The following is a 16225-nucleotide window of genomic DNA, read 5'->3' as shown; positions in this document are numbered from 1 at the left end:
GCGCGGTTGAGGGTGCTTATAAGCCCTTTGGCAGGAATGCGAACTCAGTTCATCCGGTTGCCCACCGGCGTTAGCGGTCAGGCCGGGACAGCTTCCAGCTCGGCGGGCGGTTGCGAAGCTTTGCGCCCTCTCAAGGCTTTCAGGCGCCAGACCCGAGCTCGAACTCGGGCTTCAGAGCCTGATAGAGGCGACGGAAAGCTTTGATGCGTGGTCCATAGGCCTCGACGAGACGCGGGTCGGGCGCGACCACGTCCTGAACGGGCGGCGCCGTACAGACGGCCTCCACCGCCTCTCCGGTCACGGCTAAGCGGGCAAGCCGCGCCGCCCCGAAAGCCGGTCCTTTGTCGCTCCCGGCATAGCGGGTCAGCGGAATGTTCAGGGCGCTCGCAAGGATCCTGGTCCAAAGCCCGCTGCGCGACCCGCCGCCGATGACGCTCGCCTGGCTGACGGATGTACCGGCCATCTCCAGGGATTCCTTTGCGTCCGCGAAGCTGAAGGCCACGCCTTCCAGAACGGACTGCACCAGCTCCGCCCGCCCGACCCTAGGAGTCATGCCGAAGAACACGCCCCTTGCATGGGGATCGTTATGGGGCGTGCGCTCTCCCATGAGATAAGGCAGGAACAGGCACGAGGCCGGCTGGTCGAACCGGTTCTCGGCCTCCTGGAGGAGGCTTGCGATATCGCCCCCGAGGAGTTCGGCCGCCCAGGCGAGGCAGCTCGCCGCATTGAGCATCGCGGCCATCTGAAACCACCGGCCGGGCACCGCATGGCTGAAGGCATGGATCAACGTTTCGGGAGCGGCGCGAAACTGGCTGGTCGTGACGAAAAGCTGGCCTGACGTCCCCAATGACAGAAAAGCCGCCCCATGATCCACGGCCCCCAACCCGACGGCACCCGCCGCCGCATCGCCTGCGCCGCCGGCAACGACGACGCGGCCGGAAAGACCCCATGCCTGGGCGATCTCCGGCCTCAACGTACCCGATGGATCCGACCCTTCGCACAGGCGCGGCATGCGGCTGCGATCGAGCCCAGTCGCCGCAAGGGCATCGTCCGACCAGTCTCGGCGCGCCTCGTCGAGCCACCAGGTTCCGGCAGCGTCGGACATCTCAGTGACTTTCTCGCCTGTTAGCTTCAGCCGGACATAGTCCTTGGGAAGCATGATCGTTCGCACCGCCTCGACAATCTCGGGCCGATGTCGCGCCAGCCAGAGCAGCTTCGGAGCCGTGAAGCCCGGCATCGGCAGCACGCCTGTCACATGTGAAAGCTGCGGATGAGTTTCGTTCAATTCCGCCGCTTCCCGAAATGAGCGTCCATCGTTCCAGAGGATTGCCGGGCACAGGGGCTGATCCCGGTCCCCCAGAACCACCGCGCCATGCATCTGGCCGGAGAGGCCAATTCCGAGAACGGCGGCGAAAGGTGCGGGTGCTCGCTTCCTGAGGGCAGTGACCGCTCCCTCAACGGCAGCCCACCAGGCCTCCGGCTCCTGTTCCGACCAAAGAGGTTGCGGGCGCGAGACGCTCAGGGCAACGCTGCTCTCCGCGAGCACAGCCTGCCTTTCATCCACCAGCACGGCCTTGATGGCGGATGTGCCCACATCGATGCCCAAATAGGTCGTCACGCCTGCATCTCCCGCCGCATGTTGCTACGCAGGACGCAATGAAGCCACGCCCGGGCGCTGGTCTGTGAATGCGCTCTGGACTTCGTCGGCTGTAGGCACATCCGCGCCCTGGCGGGTGCAGGTGATGGAGGATGCCGTCACGGCGTATTCGAGCGCCTGCTGCAATTCGGGCTGGATGAGGTTCGAGAGAGCGGAACGCTCCAGCCGCCCGATCTTCGACAGATAAGCCAGCACGGCGGCATGAAACGTGTCGCCCGCCCCCACCGTATCGATGACGTTCACGGAACGCCCCGGCACAGAGACGGGCGGTTGCCCGCGCAGATACCCGGTGCTCCCTTTAGGCCCCTGGGTGAGTAGGATCAGCGACGGGCCGGCCGCATGCCAGTGTTCGACGATCTGAGAGATATCGGCGTCCGGTCCGTACCCGAGGGCCAGATCCTCGTCGCTCGCCTTGACGATGTCCGCATAGGGCAGGAAGGCTTCGAAGCGGCGACGCCACTCGTTCATGTCAGGCGTCACGGTTGGACGCACGTTCGGGTCGATCGAGATCGCGCGCCTCCCCGCCTCCCTCTTGGCTAACGCCAGATAGGTCTCGGCCACGGGAGAGACGGCGATCGTGTAGGAGCCGAAGGTGATCGCCTCGATGTCATCGGAGAGAGCAGGCAGGAGGTCGTAGGTCTCGACGTGCCGGTCCGCCTTGCCTTCGCCATGGAACGAGTAGCTGGGATGTCCGGCCGAATCTGTCGCCACGACGCTGATGGTGGTCAAACGCTCCGAGCGGACCACATAGGCGAGATCGACGCCCTCCGCCGCGAGCTTATCCGCAAGGCGGCGTCCGAAATGATCGGTCGAGACGCCCCCGTAGAAGGCCGAGGCAAGTCCAAGACGCGAGAGAGCTATCGCGACGTTGAACGGGGAGCCTCCAAGCGCCGCCTCGGTCCTGAGGGCGCCGGAGGAGGGATCCTCTGAGACGAAAAGGTCGATGAGAGCTTCACCACAGACAAGGATCATGCCCGGGTTCCAGCCATATGGATGGCGGCACGCCATAAGGGTGAAATCCAAGTGAAGTCCCAGGGCATCGGCGTCTTCCTCAACGGCCTTGTATTGCATCGATCGGACAGCCTGTCCAAGCGCCTGCCCGCAAGTCAAGCCCGATGATGGATGTGCGTTTCCCCAATCACAGCTGTGAAATTTCGTAGTCTATCCGGCGCATCAGGACGCGGGCGGCGTGTTTCCCACCCCGCCTTCAAATCATGCGTCATTTCTTCTTGTAATAGACGTCCAGGAACACGGCGATCAGGAGCACGAGGCCCTTGATGACCTGTTGATAGTCGATCCCGATGCCGAGGATCGACATGCCGTTATTCATGACGCCCATGACGAAAGCGCCGATGACTGCGCCGGTCACCTTGCCGACGCCGCCCGTGGCGGAAGCGCCGCCGATGAACACGGCCGCGATGACGTCGAGCTCGAACCCAAGGCCTGCCTTCGGCGTCGCCGTATTCAGGCGGGCCGCAAAAATAAGGCCGGCCAGTCCTGCCAGAACTCCCATATTGACGAAGGTCAGGAAGGTGAGCCTCTCGGTCTTGATGCCGGAGAGCCTCGCTGCCTTCTCATTGCCGCCCAATGCATAGATCCGGCGGCCGATCGTGGTCCGGTTGGTCACGAACGCATAGAGGGCGATCAGGACCGCCATGATGATGAGGACGTTCGGCAATCCGCGATAGGTCGCCATGAGGTAGCAGAACGAGATGATGAGAACGGCCAGGAGCGCGTTCTTGAAGACGAACAATCCGAAGGGCGCTGTCTCGACGTCGTGCTTGAGCTGGTTGGCTCGGCTGCGGAAGCTGAAATAGACCAGGGCAAGGACGCTGGCGACGCCGAGAAAGAGCGACGTGTAGTTGAACCCCTCACCTCCGAACACGTCCGGGATGAAGCCGGAGCTGAGCCGCTGGAACACGGTCGGGAAAGGTCCCACCGACATGCCGCCGAGAAGAGCAAGCGTCAGGCCCTTGAAGACGAGCATGCCCGCGAGCGTCACGATGAAGGACGGCACCTTGAAGAAGGCGACCCAATAGCCCTGCGCGGCCCCGATCAACCCGCCCACAATCAGACAGGCGATGGTGGTCGTCACGGGATCGATGCCGTAGCGCACCATCATCACGGCCGCCAAGCCGCCGACGAAGCCCACGATGGAGCCCACTGAGAGGTCGATGTGCCCGGCGACGATGACGAGCAGCATCCCCAGAGCCATGATGACGATGTAGCTGTTCTGGAGAACTAGATTGGTCAGGTTCAAGGGCCTCAGGAGGGTGCCGTTGGTCACCACCTGGAAAAAAAGCATGATCGCCAGGAGCGACAGCAGCATTCCGTAGTCGCGGAAATGGGTCTTTGCAAAGTCCAGCCACGATGTTTGCCGGGGAGCATGAATGTCGTCGGCTACTCTGGTGTCCATGTTAACGTCTCCCGCCCTTGACGATGGCGTGCATGATCTTTTCCTGGGACGCCTCTCCGGCGTCGAGTTCAGCAATGAGAGCGCCCTCGTTCATCACGTAGATGCGGTCGCACATGCCGAGCAGCTCCGGCATTTCCGACGAGATGACGAGAACGCCCTTACCGGCGTCGGCCAGCTGGTTGATGATCGTGTAGATTTCGTACTTCGCGCCGACATCGATGCCGCGGGTCGGCTCGTCCAGGATCAGGATCTCGGGATCGGCGAAGAGCCACTTGCTCAGGACGACCTTCTGTTGGTTCCCGCCGGACAGGTTCACCGTCTGCTGGAAGACGTTCGAGCTTCTGATGTTGAGCCGGCGGCGGTAATCGTTGGCCACCTTCATCTCACGAATGTCGTCGATGACCAGCCGTTCCGAGACCCCGTTGAGGTGAGCCAGGGTCACGTTCTTGCGGATGTCCTCGTCCAGGATCAGGCCGTAGGTTTTTCGGTCCTCGGTCACGTAGGCGATCCCGTTGGACACGGCCTTTCCCACCGTGCTGACGTCGATCTCCTTGCCGTGCAGGAGAACCCGGCCGGATATGTTCTGACCGTAGGATCGGCCGAAGAGGCTCATGGCGAACTCGGTGCGCCCTGCCCCCATCAGCCCGGCGATGCCCACGATCTCGCCGCGCCTGATGTGGAGATTGATGCCTTTGACAACCTGCACATTCGTGTGGATGGGGTGGTAGGCGGACCAGTTCTCGACCTGGAAGATGGTTTCGCCGATCTTGGGCTCGTGCTTCGGATACCTGTCGGCCATCGTGCGGCCGACCATGCCGCGGATGATGCGGTCCTCGCTGATGGCTTCCAGCCGGCAATCTAGGGTTTCGACCGTACTCCCGTCCCTGAGGACGGTGATGGAATCCGCCACCTTCGAGATCTCGTTGAGTTTATGGGAGATCAGGATCGACGAGATGCCCTGCGCCTTGAAACGCAGGAGCAGAGCCAAGAGCGCGTCGCTGTCTTTCTCGTTGAGGCTCGCCGTGGGCTCGTCGAGAATGAGAAGCTTGACCTTTTTCGAAAGAGCCTTGGCAATCTCGACGAGTTGCTGCTTTCCAACCCCGAGGTTGGTCACAAGGGTATCGGGCGACTCGTTGAGTCCGACGGTCTTCAACAGCTCCTTCGTGCGAGCGAAAGCCGCCGACCAGTCGATGATGCCGTATTCGGCCTGTTCATTTCCCAGAAAAATGTTCTCGGCAATAGAGAGGAGCGGCACCAGGGCCAGCTCCTGGTGGATGATGATGATGCCGAGTTCTTCGCTGTCTGCGATGCCTTTGAAGCGGCGCTCCTGTCCGTCGTAATAGATGTCGCCGGAATAGGAGCCGTGCGGGTAGACACCGCTCAGCACCTTCATCAGCGTAGACTTGCCGGCGCCGTTTTCCCCGACCAGCGCGTGAATTTCACCGGCTTTGACGGTGATGTTGACGTTGTCCAGCGCCTTGACGCCCGGAAACGTCTTGGTGATCCCCTGCATTTCAAGGATCGCGTTCATTCGAAAACCTCAGATCAACGCAGGAAACGAGCCGGCAAGGCTGCAAATGCAAGCAAGAAACCCTGCGCGCATGCGCAGGGTTTGTCATTGTTTGAAGGCTTACTTGATCTGGTCTTCCTTGTAGTAGCCGCTGGTGACCAGCGCGTCCTTCCAGTTGGACGCATCGACGTTGACCGGCTTGAGAAGGTAGGACGGAACCGTCTTGACGCCGTTCTCATAGGTCTTGGTGTCGTTGACCTCGACGGTCTTGCCCGTGAGCAGCGCATCGACCATGTTGGCCGTGACCTTGGCAAGTTCGCGGGTGTCCTTGAACACCGTCTGGGTCTGCTCCTTGGCCAGGATCGACTTGACCGACGGCACCTCCGCATCCTGTCCGGTGATCACGGGCATCGGCTGCTTCGGCGTTCCGTATCCCACGCCCTTGAGGGACGAGATGATGCCGATGCTCAGGCCATCATAGGGCGACAGAACGGCATCGACCCGCTTGTCGGTGTAGAAGGCGCTCAGCAGGTTATCCATGCGGGATTGGGCCACCGCACCGTCCCAGCGCAGGGTCGAGACCTTTTCCATGCCAGTCTGGCCGCTCGCTACCTTGAGCTTGCCGCTCTTGATGTAAGGCTCAAGGACCGACATGGCGCCGTTGTAGAAGAAGTAGGCGTTGTTGTCGTCCGGCGACCCGCCGAAAAGCTCGATATTGAAGGGGCCCTTGCCCTCCTTCAGGCCAAGCGCCTTCTCGATGTAACCGCCCTGGAGCACACCGACCTGGAAGTTGTCGAAGGTGGCGTAGTAGTCGACATTTTTCGAATTGCGGATCAGACGGTCATAGGCGATGACTTTGATGCCTTTGTCGGCGGCCTGCTGGAGCGCATCGGACAGGGTCGTGCCGTCGATCGCGGCGATCACCAGGACCTTGGAGCCCTTCGTGATCATGTTCTCGATCTGGGCGAGCTGGTTGGGGATGTCGTCGTCCGCATATTGCAGGTCGACCGTATAGCCCTTCTCCTTCAAGGCTTTGACCATGTTGTTGCCATCGTCGATCCAACGGGCGGACGACTTCGTCGGCATGGACACGGCGACAAGGCCTTTATCCTGAGCCTGGGCGGATTGCAGCAACGCGAAGGCTCCAAGGGCCAGTGCCGCAAAAGCTGTGCTGATCTTCCTCAAGGTATTTCTCCCTACGATTATGCTGTTATGACCCGGACCTTTGTGCGCCCGGTGTGCTATGGCGATTTTGCTCGATACCCCTCGCTGGGCTGCACTCCGAAAGCCAACCATCCAGACGCCGCATCTCAAGCTCAGGATGCGAACCACCACTCGGTGGTTGTGACACGCTATTTCAGGCGATTTTAGAGAGAATGTCACGCCCGCTTTCATTAAATAATACTATAATACTATTGGGCCCGTACCTGTACATAAAGGCGGCCCCATCCCAAAGGCTAGCTAGCGTTCAGGTCTCCGAGAACTCGTGGACATGGATCATCGCGATGGAGCTGCCCGCATGCTTGATCTTCACCCGCTCCGCAGCACGCAGGATCAGCGCCGACATGGCATCGCTCGCTGCGGGCGAATTTCGCTGCTCGATGGCGTCGAAGACGGCCTGATGCTGTTCCATGACTCGCTTGAACTGGTCGTCGCTCGAAACAGGGGAGCTGATCGTGAAGGAAGTTCCGAGCGCAGCGCCGATGACCGAGCCGATGGACTGCAAAAAGGGATTTCCCGAAGCTTCGAGGATCGCTTGGTGGAAAGCCAGATCGGCTTTGGTGAAGCCTTGCCGGCTTTTCTCGCAACGATACATGGCCAGCAGAGCCTCGTGCATGTTCCGCAGTTGCTCGGGCGTTCGCCTTATAGCGGCTGTCGCGCAGGCCAGCGGCTCGAGCGATTGCCGGATCTCAAACAGCCAGCCCAGGAACTGGGCATCGACGCCGAGCTGAAGGTGCCACTCGAGAATGTCGGCATCGAACATGTTCCAGCTCTCGCGGCCGAGAACCCTGGTGCCGACTTTTGTCTTCGATTCGATCAATCCCTTGGCGGCCAGCGTTTTCAAAGCCTCGCGCAGAGCCGTGCGCGATACGCCGAAAAATTCCATCAGTTCTGCGTCGCCCGGGAGCGTGCTGCCGATGGGAAACTGGCCCTGCATGATGCTTTGCCCGATTCCTGTCGCAACCAGATCGTGAGCCGAACGCGCTTTCGGGGGCATTTTGAAGTCGCGTCCTAAAGCCATGCTGCTCTCGTTCATTGTTCGGCAACCCGGTTGATATCAGCGACCACCGGATAAGTGAAACACGGTTCGCCCGGCAGGTGGATCGGCAGCACGCAAGGATACCTTTTCCGGTTCATCATTCAGCTTTTTTGCCTACTCAATCTTAACAGGGACCAATTAATCATATTATATGCACAAACAAACGCATCCATCAAACGATAGACTCAGGCCCGCCAGCTCCATAGGCGGAGTCTCCAGAACACGGATCAAGAAGCACCATGAACGACGAGAAGAAACGAGAGCTCCGGAGCCAGGCCTGGTTCGGCCGTCAGGACAAGATGGGGTTCTATTATCGCTCGTTTCTTAAGAACAGCGGCTTTCCTCAGGACCAGTTCGAGGGACGCCCCGTCATCGGCATTTGCAACACTTGGTCCGAGCTCAATCCCTGCAATTCGCATTTCCGCACCATCGCGGAGCATGTGCGCTACGGGGTATTGGACGCGGGCGGCTTCCCGCTTGAATTCCCGGTATCCTCGCTTGGCGAGGTCACGATGCGTCCGACCGCCATGCTCTTCCGCAACCTTGCGGCCATGGACGTCGAGGAAGCGATCCGGGCCCATCCTCTCGACGGTGTCGTGCTTCTCATGGGCTGCGACAAGACAACCCCTGCCCTGCTCATGGGAGCGGCGTCGGCGGACCTCCCTACGATCGGAGTGTCGGGTGGCCCCCAGCTCCGGGGCGTGTATCGCGGCCAGATGATCGGATCGGGCACGAACATCATTTCCATGAGCGAGCAGCTGCGGGCTGGTGAAGTAACATTGCAGGAGTTCCACGAGGCCGAAGGCGCGATGAATCGGTCGCACGGTCACTGCATGACCATGGGCACCGCCTCCACCATGGCGTCGCTCGTCGAGGCTCTAGGCGTAGGCCTACCCGAGAACGCCGCGATTCCGGCGGCGGATGCTCGGCGCAATCATCTCGCCCGCATGGCAGGGCGTCGCATCGTCGAGGTGGTGAACGAGGACCTCGTCCTGTCCAAGATCCTGACCCGTCAGGCCTTTGAGAACGCTATTCGCACCCTCGCGGCCATCGGAGGATCGACGAATGCAGTCGTGCACCTTCTTGCCATCGCGGGCCGTGTCGGAATCGAGCTCACTCTCGACGATTTCGACCGTCTGGGCCGGGACGTGCACTGCCTGGTGGACCTCATGCCGTCCGGCCGTTTCCTCATGGAAGATTTCTATTATGCAGGCGGCCTTCCGGTCGTTCTACGGACGCTCGGCGAGCGTGGGCTCCTGAACAAGGACGCTCTGACGGTGAACGGCCGTCCCCTTTGGGAGAACGTGAAGGATGCGCCGTGCTGGAACCGGGACGTCATCACCAGCTTCGAAGAACCGTTCAAGCCCGAAGCCGGCATCGCGATTCTGCGTGGAAACCTGGCTCCGGACGGGGCTGTCATCAAGCCCTCGGCGGCCTCCCCAGAACTCATGCGGCACACTGGCCGGGCCGTCGTCTTCGAATCCATCGAGGACCTCCATCACCGCATCGACGATGAAGACCTCGACATCGACGAAACCTGCATCATGGTGCTGAAGCATTGCGGACCCAAGGGGTATCCGGGAATGGCGGAGGTCGGGAACATGCCCCTTCCCCAGAAGGTGCTCAAGAAGGGGGTCCGCGACATGGTCCGCATTTCGGATGCGCGTATGTCGGGAACGGCCTATGGCACCGTGGTTCTGCACGTCGCCCCCGAAGCGACCGCCGGCGGCCCGCTGGCCCTGGTGCAGAACGGCGACCTGATCACCCTCGATGTCCAGGCCCGAAGCCTGCATCTTCATGTGGACGACGTGGCGTTGGCCGAAAGGCGCGCCGCGTGGCAACCGCCCACGCCTCACGCAACGCGCGGCTACGCGAAACTTTATGTCGATCACGTTCTGCAAGCCGATAAGGGCGCGGATCTGGATTTTCTCGTCGGACGCACCGGCTCGCCGGTCCCCCGCGACAACCACTGACATTACACAGAACCAACATTTGAAAGGGAGAGAAAATGGCTATGTCTGGAACAGCCTCGGCACGCCGCTACCAGGGCGTTTTTCCTGTCGCCCCAACTGTATTCGACGAGAACGGACAGCTCGACCTAGAAGGGCAGAAGCGGGCCGTGGACTTCATGATCGATGCGGGCTCCGACGGCATCTGCATCCTGGCCAACTTCTCGGAGCAGTTCGTCCTGAGCGACGATGAGCGCGAGACCGTCATGAAAGCGGTGCTCGAGCACGTGGCAGGCCGTATTCCGGTCATCGTCACGACCACGCATTTCTCATCGGATATCTGCGCCGCGCGCAGCCGTTGTGCGCAAGACCTCGGCGCCGCCATGGTGATGGTCATGCCGCCCTATCATGGCGCGACGATCCGGGTTCCAGAGATTGGCATCTATGATTTCTTCCGGAGAGTTTCGGACGCCATCGACATCCCGATCATGATTCAGGACGCCCCGGTCGCCGGGACCCCCTTGTCCGCGCCCTTCTTGGCCCGGATGGCGCGGGAAATCCCGAACGTTGCCTATTTCAAGATCGAAGTGGCAAACGCCGCGGCGAAGCTAAGAGATCTGCTCGCCCTCGGCGGAGACGCGATCGAGGGACCGTGGGACGGCGAGGAGGCGATCACCCTCATGGCGGATCTGGACGCCGGCGCGACGGGCGCAATGACCGGTGGAGGCTACCCGGATGGGATCCGTCAGATCATCGATCCCTACAATGCAGGCCAACGCGAAGACGCGGCCGCCGCATACGAACGATGGCTTCCCCTCATCAATTACGAGAACCGGCAATGCGGCCTCATCGCATGCAAGGTCCTGATGAAGGAGGGTGGCGTCATCGCGTCCGAAGCGGTCCGCCACCCGATTCAGCCCCTGCATCCCGAAACGCGAAAAGGCCTGATCGAGATCGCGCGGCGCCTTGACCCCGTCGTGCTGCGCTGGGGTCGATAACCTGTGGGCCGGCATCCATTGGCAACTCCAAAGAGGAGCGGTGCTCCTCTTTGGGAACAAACCGGTCGGGACGTTATTGCCTAGGTAAACCCCAGGAGGTTCTCATGCCCGACGAGAAAATCGACCAAAAGCGCCCGGTTCAAGCCGAAAGCGAATTGAAGAAGATGCAGCAGCGGCTCATCGACGACACCGTCGACGACAGCTTCCCGGCCAGCGACCCACCCGCATGGACGACAACGGGAAGCAAGAGTGTTGCGGCCAAATCTGAGACCGATGACGAGACGCAAACCTCGAACGAAGGCGCAAGCCGCATTCTTGGCCAAGCGGAGGACATGGTGCGGCACGTAGCGGACCAAGCCTCGTCGTTTGCACGTGACACCTACCGGCGGGGCGAGCAGTACATCCAAGAAGGCAGCCGTCGTTTTCCTGAAACGGAGCGCTACTATCGGGATGCGCGCAACACCATTGCGCAGCCTGTCGAGACCCACCCGATTTCTGCTCTAATCATTGCGGGAGCAATTGGCTACGGCTTGGCCTGGTTCATCCATGGGCGCATGGGATCGAGCAGATCAAACCATGGGATGCATCGCTCGCATCGGGGCCGCCGCGTCACGGAGGCAGAGCGGCGTTCTATGGCCCGCAGAGAGCAGGCCGCCAGGTCGGTTGGCTGAAGGGCTCTGCCTGAAGTTTTCATCTGTCTCGAGAGAGGCCCGTCTCATGGGCCTCTCATAATGGCGCCGTTGTTTAGGAGACGGGCGCTCCTTTGGCTGCCTGCCGGTTCAGGCCTGCGCTCCGGCCTCAACGATTCCATTGCTTCTCTGCTCGACAGCATGATCGGCAGACAAGCGACCCGAGCGCTTTCTCGCTCGTCTGAGGCGCTTCATCATCGCGATGGAAGCCAACATGGTTCGCTCGAGTTGATCGAGGACTGCGTCCGTTTCTACTGCCGACACGAAATTCTTCCTCTCCAACTTCATCAAATGTACGCCTCCGCGTTCTCATTCACTTTGAGATATTGATTAGTGGTTAAGAGTTAAGCGATGCAGTAAGGCCGCGTTGTGGCACAGCCGACGGGCCTTACCACAGGCACTTGCCAACATAGTTTATAATATCGGCGGACAAGAACTTCAGCCATGTCTATATATCATTACCACCTTTGATCCGGGCATACTGCAATCACCCTGAAAGCAAGAGCCCACCAATCTTGAATTCAACATTGTTGCTGGCAGGCCAGCGGTGTGATGCTTGGGGTGCGTTCGTGTTTGGCGTCTCTTGCTAACAGGGTCGTTCCTTTGCAGGTTAAACCAACTGATTCAGGAGCGCCCAATGCTGGATTTTCCCGCCGCCTATCAGGCCACCGAAGGCTCTGCGCTCGACGTGGATAAAGCGTTCTACAAGAGGGTCATCGAGAAACCGGAAACGCGCACCCTCGTCGAGTCGCTTGTGGTCCCGATCCGCTCCGGCAGATCCTGGACCGTACCCGCAGGACACGTTTTTCGCATCGTCACGATGGAAGGTCCGCAGGTTGGCGACCTGAACATCTGGAACCTTCATAACCCTCGCGAGAGGCTGTGGGCTTCGCGGACGCGTCAATTGCAGGCGGCTCATGTGACCACATTTGACCGGCTGTGGTCGAACCTCCCCTACCTTCGACCTCTTGTGACCATCACGGACGACAGCCTCGCCAACTATGGGGTCGATGAATATGGCGGGCGAGTGCATGATCTGCTCGGCACCCGATGCGACCCTTATGTGAACAAGATGCTGACAGGCGAGGATTTCGATTTCTGCTGCCACTCGAATTTAACACGCGCCATTGCGCCGCGCGGTCTGACCGAGGCCGATGTCCATGACGTGCTCAATGTCTTCCAGTGCACGGGCCTGAATCAGCAGGATCAGTACTTCATGCGCGACTGCCCGGCAAAGCCGGGCGATTACATCGAGTTCTTCGCCGAGATCGATCTGCTTTGCGCCCTTTCCACCTGTCCTGGCGGGGATCTCTCCGTCCCGCTCTGGGGGCCTGATGCACGCGACCCCCTCGACGTCTGCCGTCCGTTGCGAGTGGAGATCTACAAGCTCGAGGAAAGCCGCCTGGAAGGGTGGCATCAGCCGGAGGTGGCTTACGCCAAGTATAAGGGCGCGCACGGCATGCGGCTCGAGAAGCCTGATTGGGAAAAATAGATCTGAAGATACGAAAGGCTCCCGTTCGACATGGGCGCGGAACTGTGCAACGAAAACTCAAACCAAGCCCGGGAGAGAGCATGACCTACCAACCTGCTGAAAACCGCTATGATAGGATGATCTACAATCGGTGCGGCCGGAGCGGGCTCTTGCTTCCGGCGATCTCTCTCGGCCTCTGGCACAATTTCGGCGAGGACAAGCCTTCTTCCATGGCGCGGGAGATTTGCAGGACGGCTTTCGATCTCGGCATCACCCACTTCGACTTGGCCAATAATTACGGTCCCCCTCCCGGGTCGGCCGAGACGCTTTTCGGCGAGATCCTGCGGACGGATTTCCGTGGATTGCGGGACGAGTTGGTGATCTCCACCAAAGCCGGATACCGCATGTGGCCTGGACCTTATGGCGAGTGGGGCAGCCGGAAGTATCTCCTCTCCAGCCTTGACCAGAGTCTGCGCCGGATGGGTCTCGACTATGTCGATATCTTCTATTCCCACCGTTTCGATCCGGAAACGCCGCTTGAGGAAACTATGCTGGCCCTGGACTCGGCTGTGCGGCAGGGCAAGGCGCTGTATGCGGGTCTCTCCTCCTACAACACGCGGCGCACTCAAGAAGCCGTGGCGATCCTGCGCGATCTGGGCACGCCGTGCATCATCCACCAGCCAAGCTATTCCATGATCAACCGCTGGGTCGAGGAGGACGGCCTTCTCGACACGCTGGAGGATCAGGGGCTTGGCTCGATCGTGTTCTCGCCCCTCGCCCAGGGCATGTTGACCACCAAGTATCTTGCAGGGGTGCCCGACGAGAGCCGGGCCGCCGCAGGCAAGTCCCTGCGCCCCGCATTCCTGAGCGAAGAGAACCTGTCTCGGATCCGCAGTCTCAACAGCATCGCCGAGCGCCGTGGCCAGACGCTGGCTCAGATGGCGCTTGCATGGGTTCTGCGCGGCGGAAGGGTTACCTCTGCCCTTATCGGCGCCAGCCGCCCGGAGCAGGTGATCGATTGCGTGGCGGCGCTCCAAAACCTGACATTCACATCCGACGAGCTCGCCGAGATTGACCGCTTTGCGATTGATGCCGGAGTGAATCTATGGGCCGCGTCGGCGGAGCGGACGGGGCCATCCCGCTAGAACGTAATGTCGTTCCGAAATGCGGCCTGGCGTCGTCTCTCCCGTGTGAGACGACGCAATGGGCGGGGCGGTATCGTGCGCCCGAAAAGATGTTGATTGCGCGCCCGGTGTTTCCTAAATAGCAGGCTTGATTCCGTACCGCCTTGTCTGCGATGGACCATTCCCTCGACACCATGAAGCCGCAACTGACCAACGATGTCCTCGTGAGCAGCGCCCTTGGCCGCGGCTGCGTATTGGTTGGGCAGGTTTCGTGGAGCGACGGTTACATGGCTGCGTGGACGAGGTCTCTGAGACCAGACGCCCTTAGCGCTTCCCATCAAGTGCTCCTCCACTGACCGGCGGCCTGCCGGCGATCCCGGCGACCTAATCTCACGTCCGTTCCAGACCGTGATGCAGGCTCACCGGGGCTTACCCGTTGAGAAGAAGGAATACCCTGCAATGAACAGGGAATGGACCGAAGAAGAACTCGAAATCCTGCGACGCGACCGCGAAGCGAAGGTTCCAGTTCCGATAACGGCCGCGAAGCTGAACAGGCCTGTTCCTGCAACGTATCTGCGCGCCCGCATGATCGGCACTCAGGTGCAGACGCATCAGGCCTGGGAGGAAGCGACTGTCGCGAGGCTACGTGAGCTCGTGAGGGCCGATCCGCCCATGACGGATAAACAGATTGCTGCTGAACTCTGCCGAACCATCACGCAGGTCCGTTGGAAGCTGAAGGATCTGAACCTGATCGGCGTCAGAGATCTTTCGAAGCTCGCGAAGGCCACGGCGTCGAGCACGGTTCGCCCAGCGGTGGCCAAGCCCGCCGTGGTCCTTAAGCAAGCATCGGCCCATCCGCCGCAGCCCTCCCGTATTCCCTCCCCGCGCCAGCCCGAGAAGCCGATGGTGAAGGCACCGGTGATCGACGCGCGCACGCTTCTGAATGTGGCGCTGCGCCGGCTGGAGCGGGACCTCGAGACCCGCCTGAAGACCGTTGTGGCCGAAACTGAAGCCGGGATGATGCAGGCCGCGGTAGCAGCGATCGCGGCAAAGCGCGCGATCGACAACCGCTTGGCCGAGCTTCGGGCGCGCCCGATCGAAGAAGCCAAACCGGAGCCATCTCGACCGTCCAAGTCAACAGCCGAAACAGCCCAAGCAGAATCCAGTCCGCAGAAAAGACGTCCGCCGTCGTCCAAGCCCGCACCCAAGCCGGCAGTCAGAACCATGGTGCCCGCCGCGCCGCGCGGCCCAGTTGCACGCGAGGTCCAGGCTCCGCCTGAACCCACGAAGATCATCGTCCTCGATGTTCCCGCCCCATCCCGCGCAGCCCCACAGGACGCTGGCCCAGCACAGACATCAGGCCGGGGCGGTTGGAAATCGGTGCGACGAGATCCAGCGCGTGTTGCCGCCCAGGCTCGTGGCAAAGCCACCAGCCGCGCGGACGCAGTGGATCTTGCGCAAGCCGCGCAAGTGGCGATCGAGCAGTTCATCTCGCAGCGTGGAGTCACCAAGGCGGAAGCCGCTGCCTCGCAGTCCCTGGTTACACGCCTTCAGGCTCGTGGTTACATCGTCGTGCGCGAAGGCGACGGCTGGGTCATCGACCAGCGACATCAGATTGCCAATGAAGCCGAACTGACTGCCTTCGCGGAAGCCCGAGGCATCAGCCTCGGCATGGCGGCATAAGGCTAAAATCCCCAAGGATTACTATCCTTCAATCCTTGTGAATTCGCCTATAAGCCACCATATCCAGTTGACCGGCGCGGGCACCCAAGGCACCCACGCCGTACAGAGATCATGCGCCACCTTCGGCGGTTCGCGGGCTCTCTTCGAAGCTTCATTTTTTGCAACAACATTCCTGTTGCAATGTGTGTGGGAACGCTTATGTGTCCCCTCCCCGGCGCTGCTGCGCAAGCTAGCAAGCGCCGATTTCCAGACACCGCGATCATTGGCACCCGGGCGCGAGCCAGGGGCTGGCGTTTGCGTCTTCCAAGGCCCGTTTGTCGAACCATAGCGGTTCGAAGGCGTGTCCAACGTGGCGTGTCTGCGATAGTCACGAGCTGTTGTTCCTGTAGTGTTACGGGTTTTACGAGCTCCTCTGGCGAGATTTCGGCAGGATGGCTGAAGGGTTTGGTCCCTTTGGCGCGGTGGGCG

At 60.9% G+C, this 16225-nt stretch carries 12 protein-coding genes; 6 read left to right on the top strand and 6 right to left on the bottom strand.

From position 1 onward, the window contains the following. Positions 1-139 precede the first annotated feature (139 nt). From xylB to DRB19_RS19965, 6 genes are all read right to left on the bottom strand, one after another. Positions 140-1618 (bottom strand): xylulokinase, encoded by a 1479-nt coding sequence (gene xylB, locus DRB19_RS19990; protein WP_114187789.1) that lies wholly within the window; start codon positions 1616-1618, stop codon positions 140-142. A 24-nt stretch (positions 1619-1642) separates the two neighbouring features. Continuing rightward, complete coding sequence (locus tag DRB19_RS19985) at positions 1643-2728, bottom strand: carbohydrate kinase family protein (protein ID WP_245439689.1); 1086 nt, start codon at positions 2726-2728, stop codon at positions 1643-1645. A gap of 148 nt (positions 2729-2876) precedes the next feature. Then, complete coding sequence (gene mmsB / locus DRB19_RS19980; RefSeq protein ID WP_174799977.1) at positions 2877-4073, bottom strand: multiple monosaccharide ABC transporter permease; 1197 nt, start codon at positions 4071-4073, stop codon at positions 2877-2879. 1 nt (position 4074) lies between these two features. Beyond that, positions 4075-5604, bottom strand: a complete 1530-nt coding sequence (gene mmsA / locus DRB19_RS19975; RefSeq protein ID WP_114187788.1) for a multiple monosaccharide ABC transporter ATP-binding protein — start codon at positions 5602-5604, stop codon at positions 4075-4077. A gap of 99 nt (positions 5605-5703) precedes the next feature. After that, complete coding sequence (chvE, locus tag DRB19_RS19970; RefSeq protein WP_276330621.1) at positions 5704-6759, bottom strand: multiple monosaccharide ABC transporter substrate-binding protein; 1056 nt, start codon at positions 6757-6759, stop codon at positions 5704-5706. 292 nt (positions 6760-7051) lie between these two features. Then, positions 7052-7825, bottom strand: coding sequence for a FadR/GntR family transcriptional regulator (locus tag DRB19_RS19965; protein WP_114187823.1), 774 nt, complete (start codon positions 7823-7825; stop codon positions 7052-7054). A 257-nt stretch (positions 7826-8082) separates the two neighbouring features. Between DRB19_RS19965 and DRB19_RS19960 the strand changes: the two genes are divergently transcribed. The 6 genes from DRB19_RS19960 to DRB19_RS19925 all read left to right on the top strand — a co-directional run bounded on the left by DRB19_RS19960 (position 8083) and on the right by DRB19_RS19925 (position 15757). Further along, a complete protein-coding gene (locus tag DRB19_RS19960; RefSeq protein ID WP_114187786.1) occupies positions 8083-9816 on the top strand; it encodes an IlvD/Edd family dehydratase in 1734 nt (577 codons plus the stop codon). Between the two features lie 41 nt (positions 9817-9857). Next, positions 9858-10790 (top strand): dihydrodipicolinate synthase family protein, encoded by a 933-nt coding sequence (locus DRB19_RS19955; RefSeq protein ID WP_114187822.1) that lies wholly within the window; start codon positions 9858-9860, stop codon positions 10788-10790. Between the two features lie 104 nt (positions 10791-10894). Next, positions 10895-11461, top strand: coding sequence for a hypothetical protein (locus DRB19_RS30800; RefSeq protein WP_174799978.1), 567 nt, complete (start codon positions 10895-10897; stop codon positions 11459-11461). Positions 11462-12116: 655 nt separating this feature from the next. After that, positions 12117-12971, top strand: a complete 855-nt coding sequence (locus DRB19_RS19940; protein WP_114187784.1) for an urea carboxylase-associated family protein — start codon at positions 12117-12119, stop codon at positions 12969-12971. Positions 12972-13051: 80 nt separating this feature from the next. After that, positions 13052-14095, top strand: coding sequence for an L-glyceraldehyde 3-phosphate reductase (gene mgrA, locus DRB19_RS19935; protein WP_114187783.1), 1044 nt, complete (start codon positions 13052-13054; stop codon positions 14093-14095). Between the two features lie 438 nt (positions 14096-14533). Beyond that, positions 14534-15757, top strand: a complete 1224-nt coding sequence (locus DRB19_RS19925; RefSeq protein WP_114187781.1) for a hypothetical protein — start codon at positions 14534-14536, stop codon at positions 15755-15757. Positions 15758-16225: the final 468 nt, after the last annotated feature.

This window comes from Microvirga aerophila (genome assembly GCF_003332305.1).
GTDB lineage: Bacteria > Pseudomonadota > Alphaproteobacteria > Rhizobiales > Beijerinckiaceae > Microvirga > Microvirga aerophila.
This window is presented reverse-complemented; position numbering and strand designations above follow the sequence as displayed.

Coding starts and splice junctions, on each gene's coding strand:
- DRB19_RS19960 (WP_114187786.1), top strand. CDS start 8,083: ATGAACGACGAGAAGAAACGAGAGCTCCGGAGCCAGGCCTGGTTCGGC.
- DRB19_RS19985 (WP_245439689.1), bottom strand. CDS start 2,728: ATGCAATACAAGGCCGTTGAGGAAGACGCCGATGCCCTGGGACTTCAC.
- mgrA (WP_114187783.1), top strand. CDS start 13,052: ATGACCTACCAACCTGCTGAAAACCGCTATGATAGGATGATCTACAAT.
- mmsB (WP_174799977.1), bottom strand. CDS start 4,073: ATGGACACCAGAGTAGCCGACGACATTCATGCTCCCCGGCAAACATCG.
- mmsA (WP_114187788.1), bottom strand. CDS start 5,604: ATGAACGCGATCCTTGAAATGCAGGGGATCACCAAGACGTTTCCGGGC.
- DRB19_RS19955 (WP_114187822.1), top strand. CDS start 9,858: ATGTCTGGAACAGCCTCGGCACGCCGCTACCAGGGCGTTTTTCCTGTC.
- DRB19_RS30800 (WP_174799978.1), top strand. CDS start 10,895: ATGCCCGACGAGAAAATCGACCAAAAGCGCCCGGTTCAAGCCGAAAGC.
- DRB19_RS19925 (WP_114187781.1), top strand. CDS start 14,534: ATGAACAGGGAATGGACCGAAGAAGAACTCGAAATCCTGCGACGCGAC.
- DRB19_RS19965 (WP_114187823.1), bottom strand. CDS start 7,825: ATGGCTTTAGGACGCGACTTCAAAATGCCCCCGAAAGCGCGTTCGGCT.
- DRB19_RS19940 (WP_114187784.1), top strand. CDS start 12,117: ATGCTGGATTTTCCCGCCGCCTATCAGGCCACCGAAGGCTCTGCGCTC.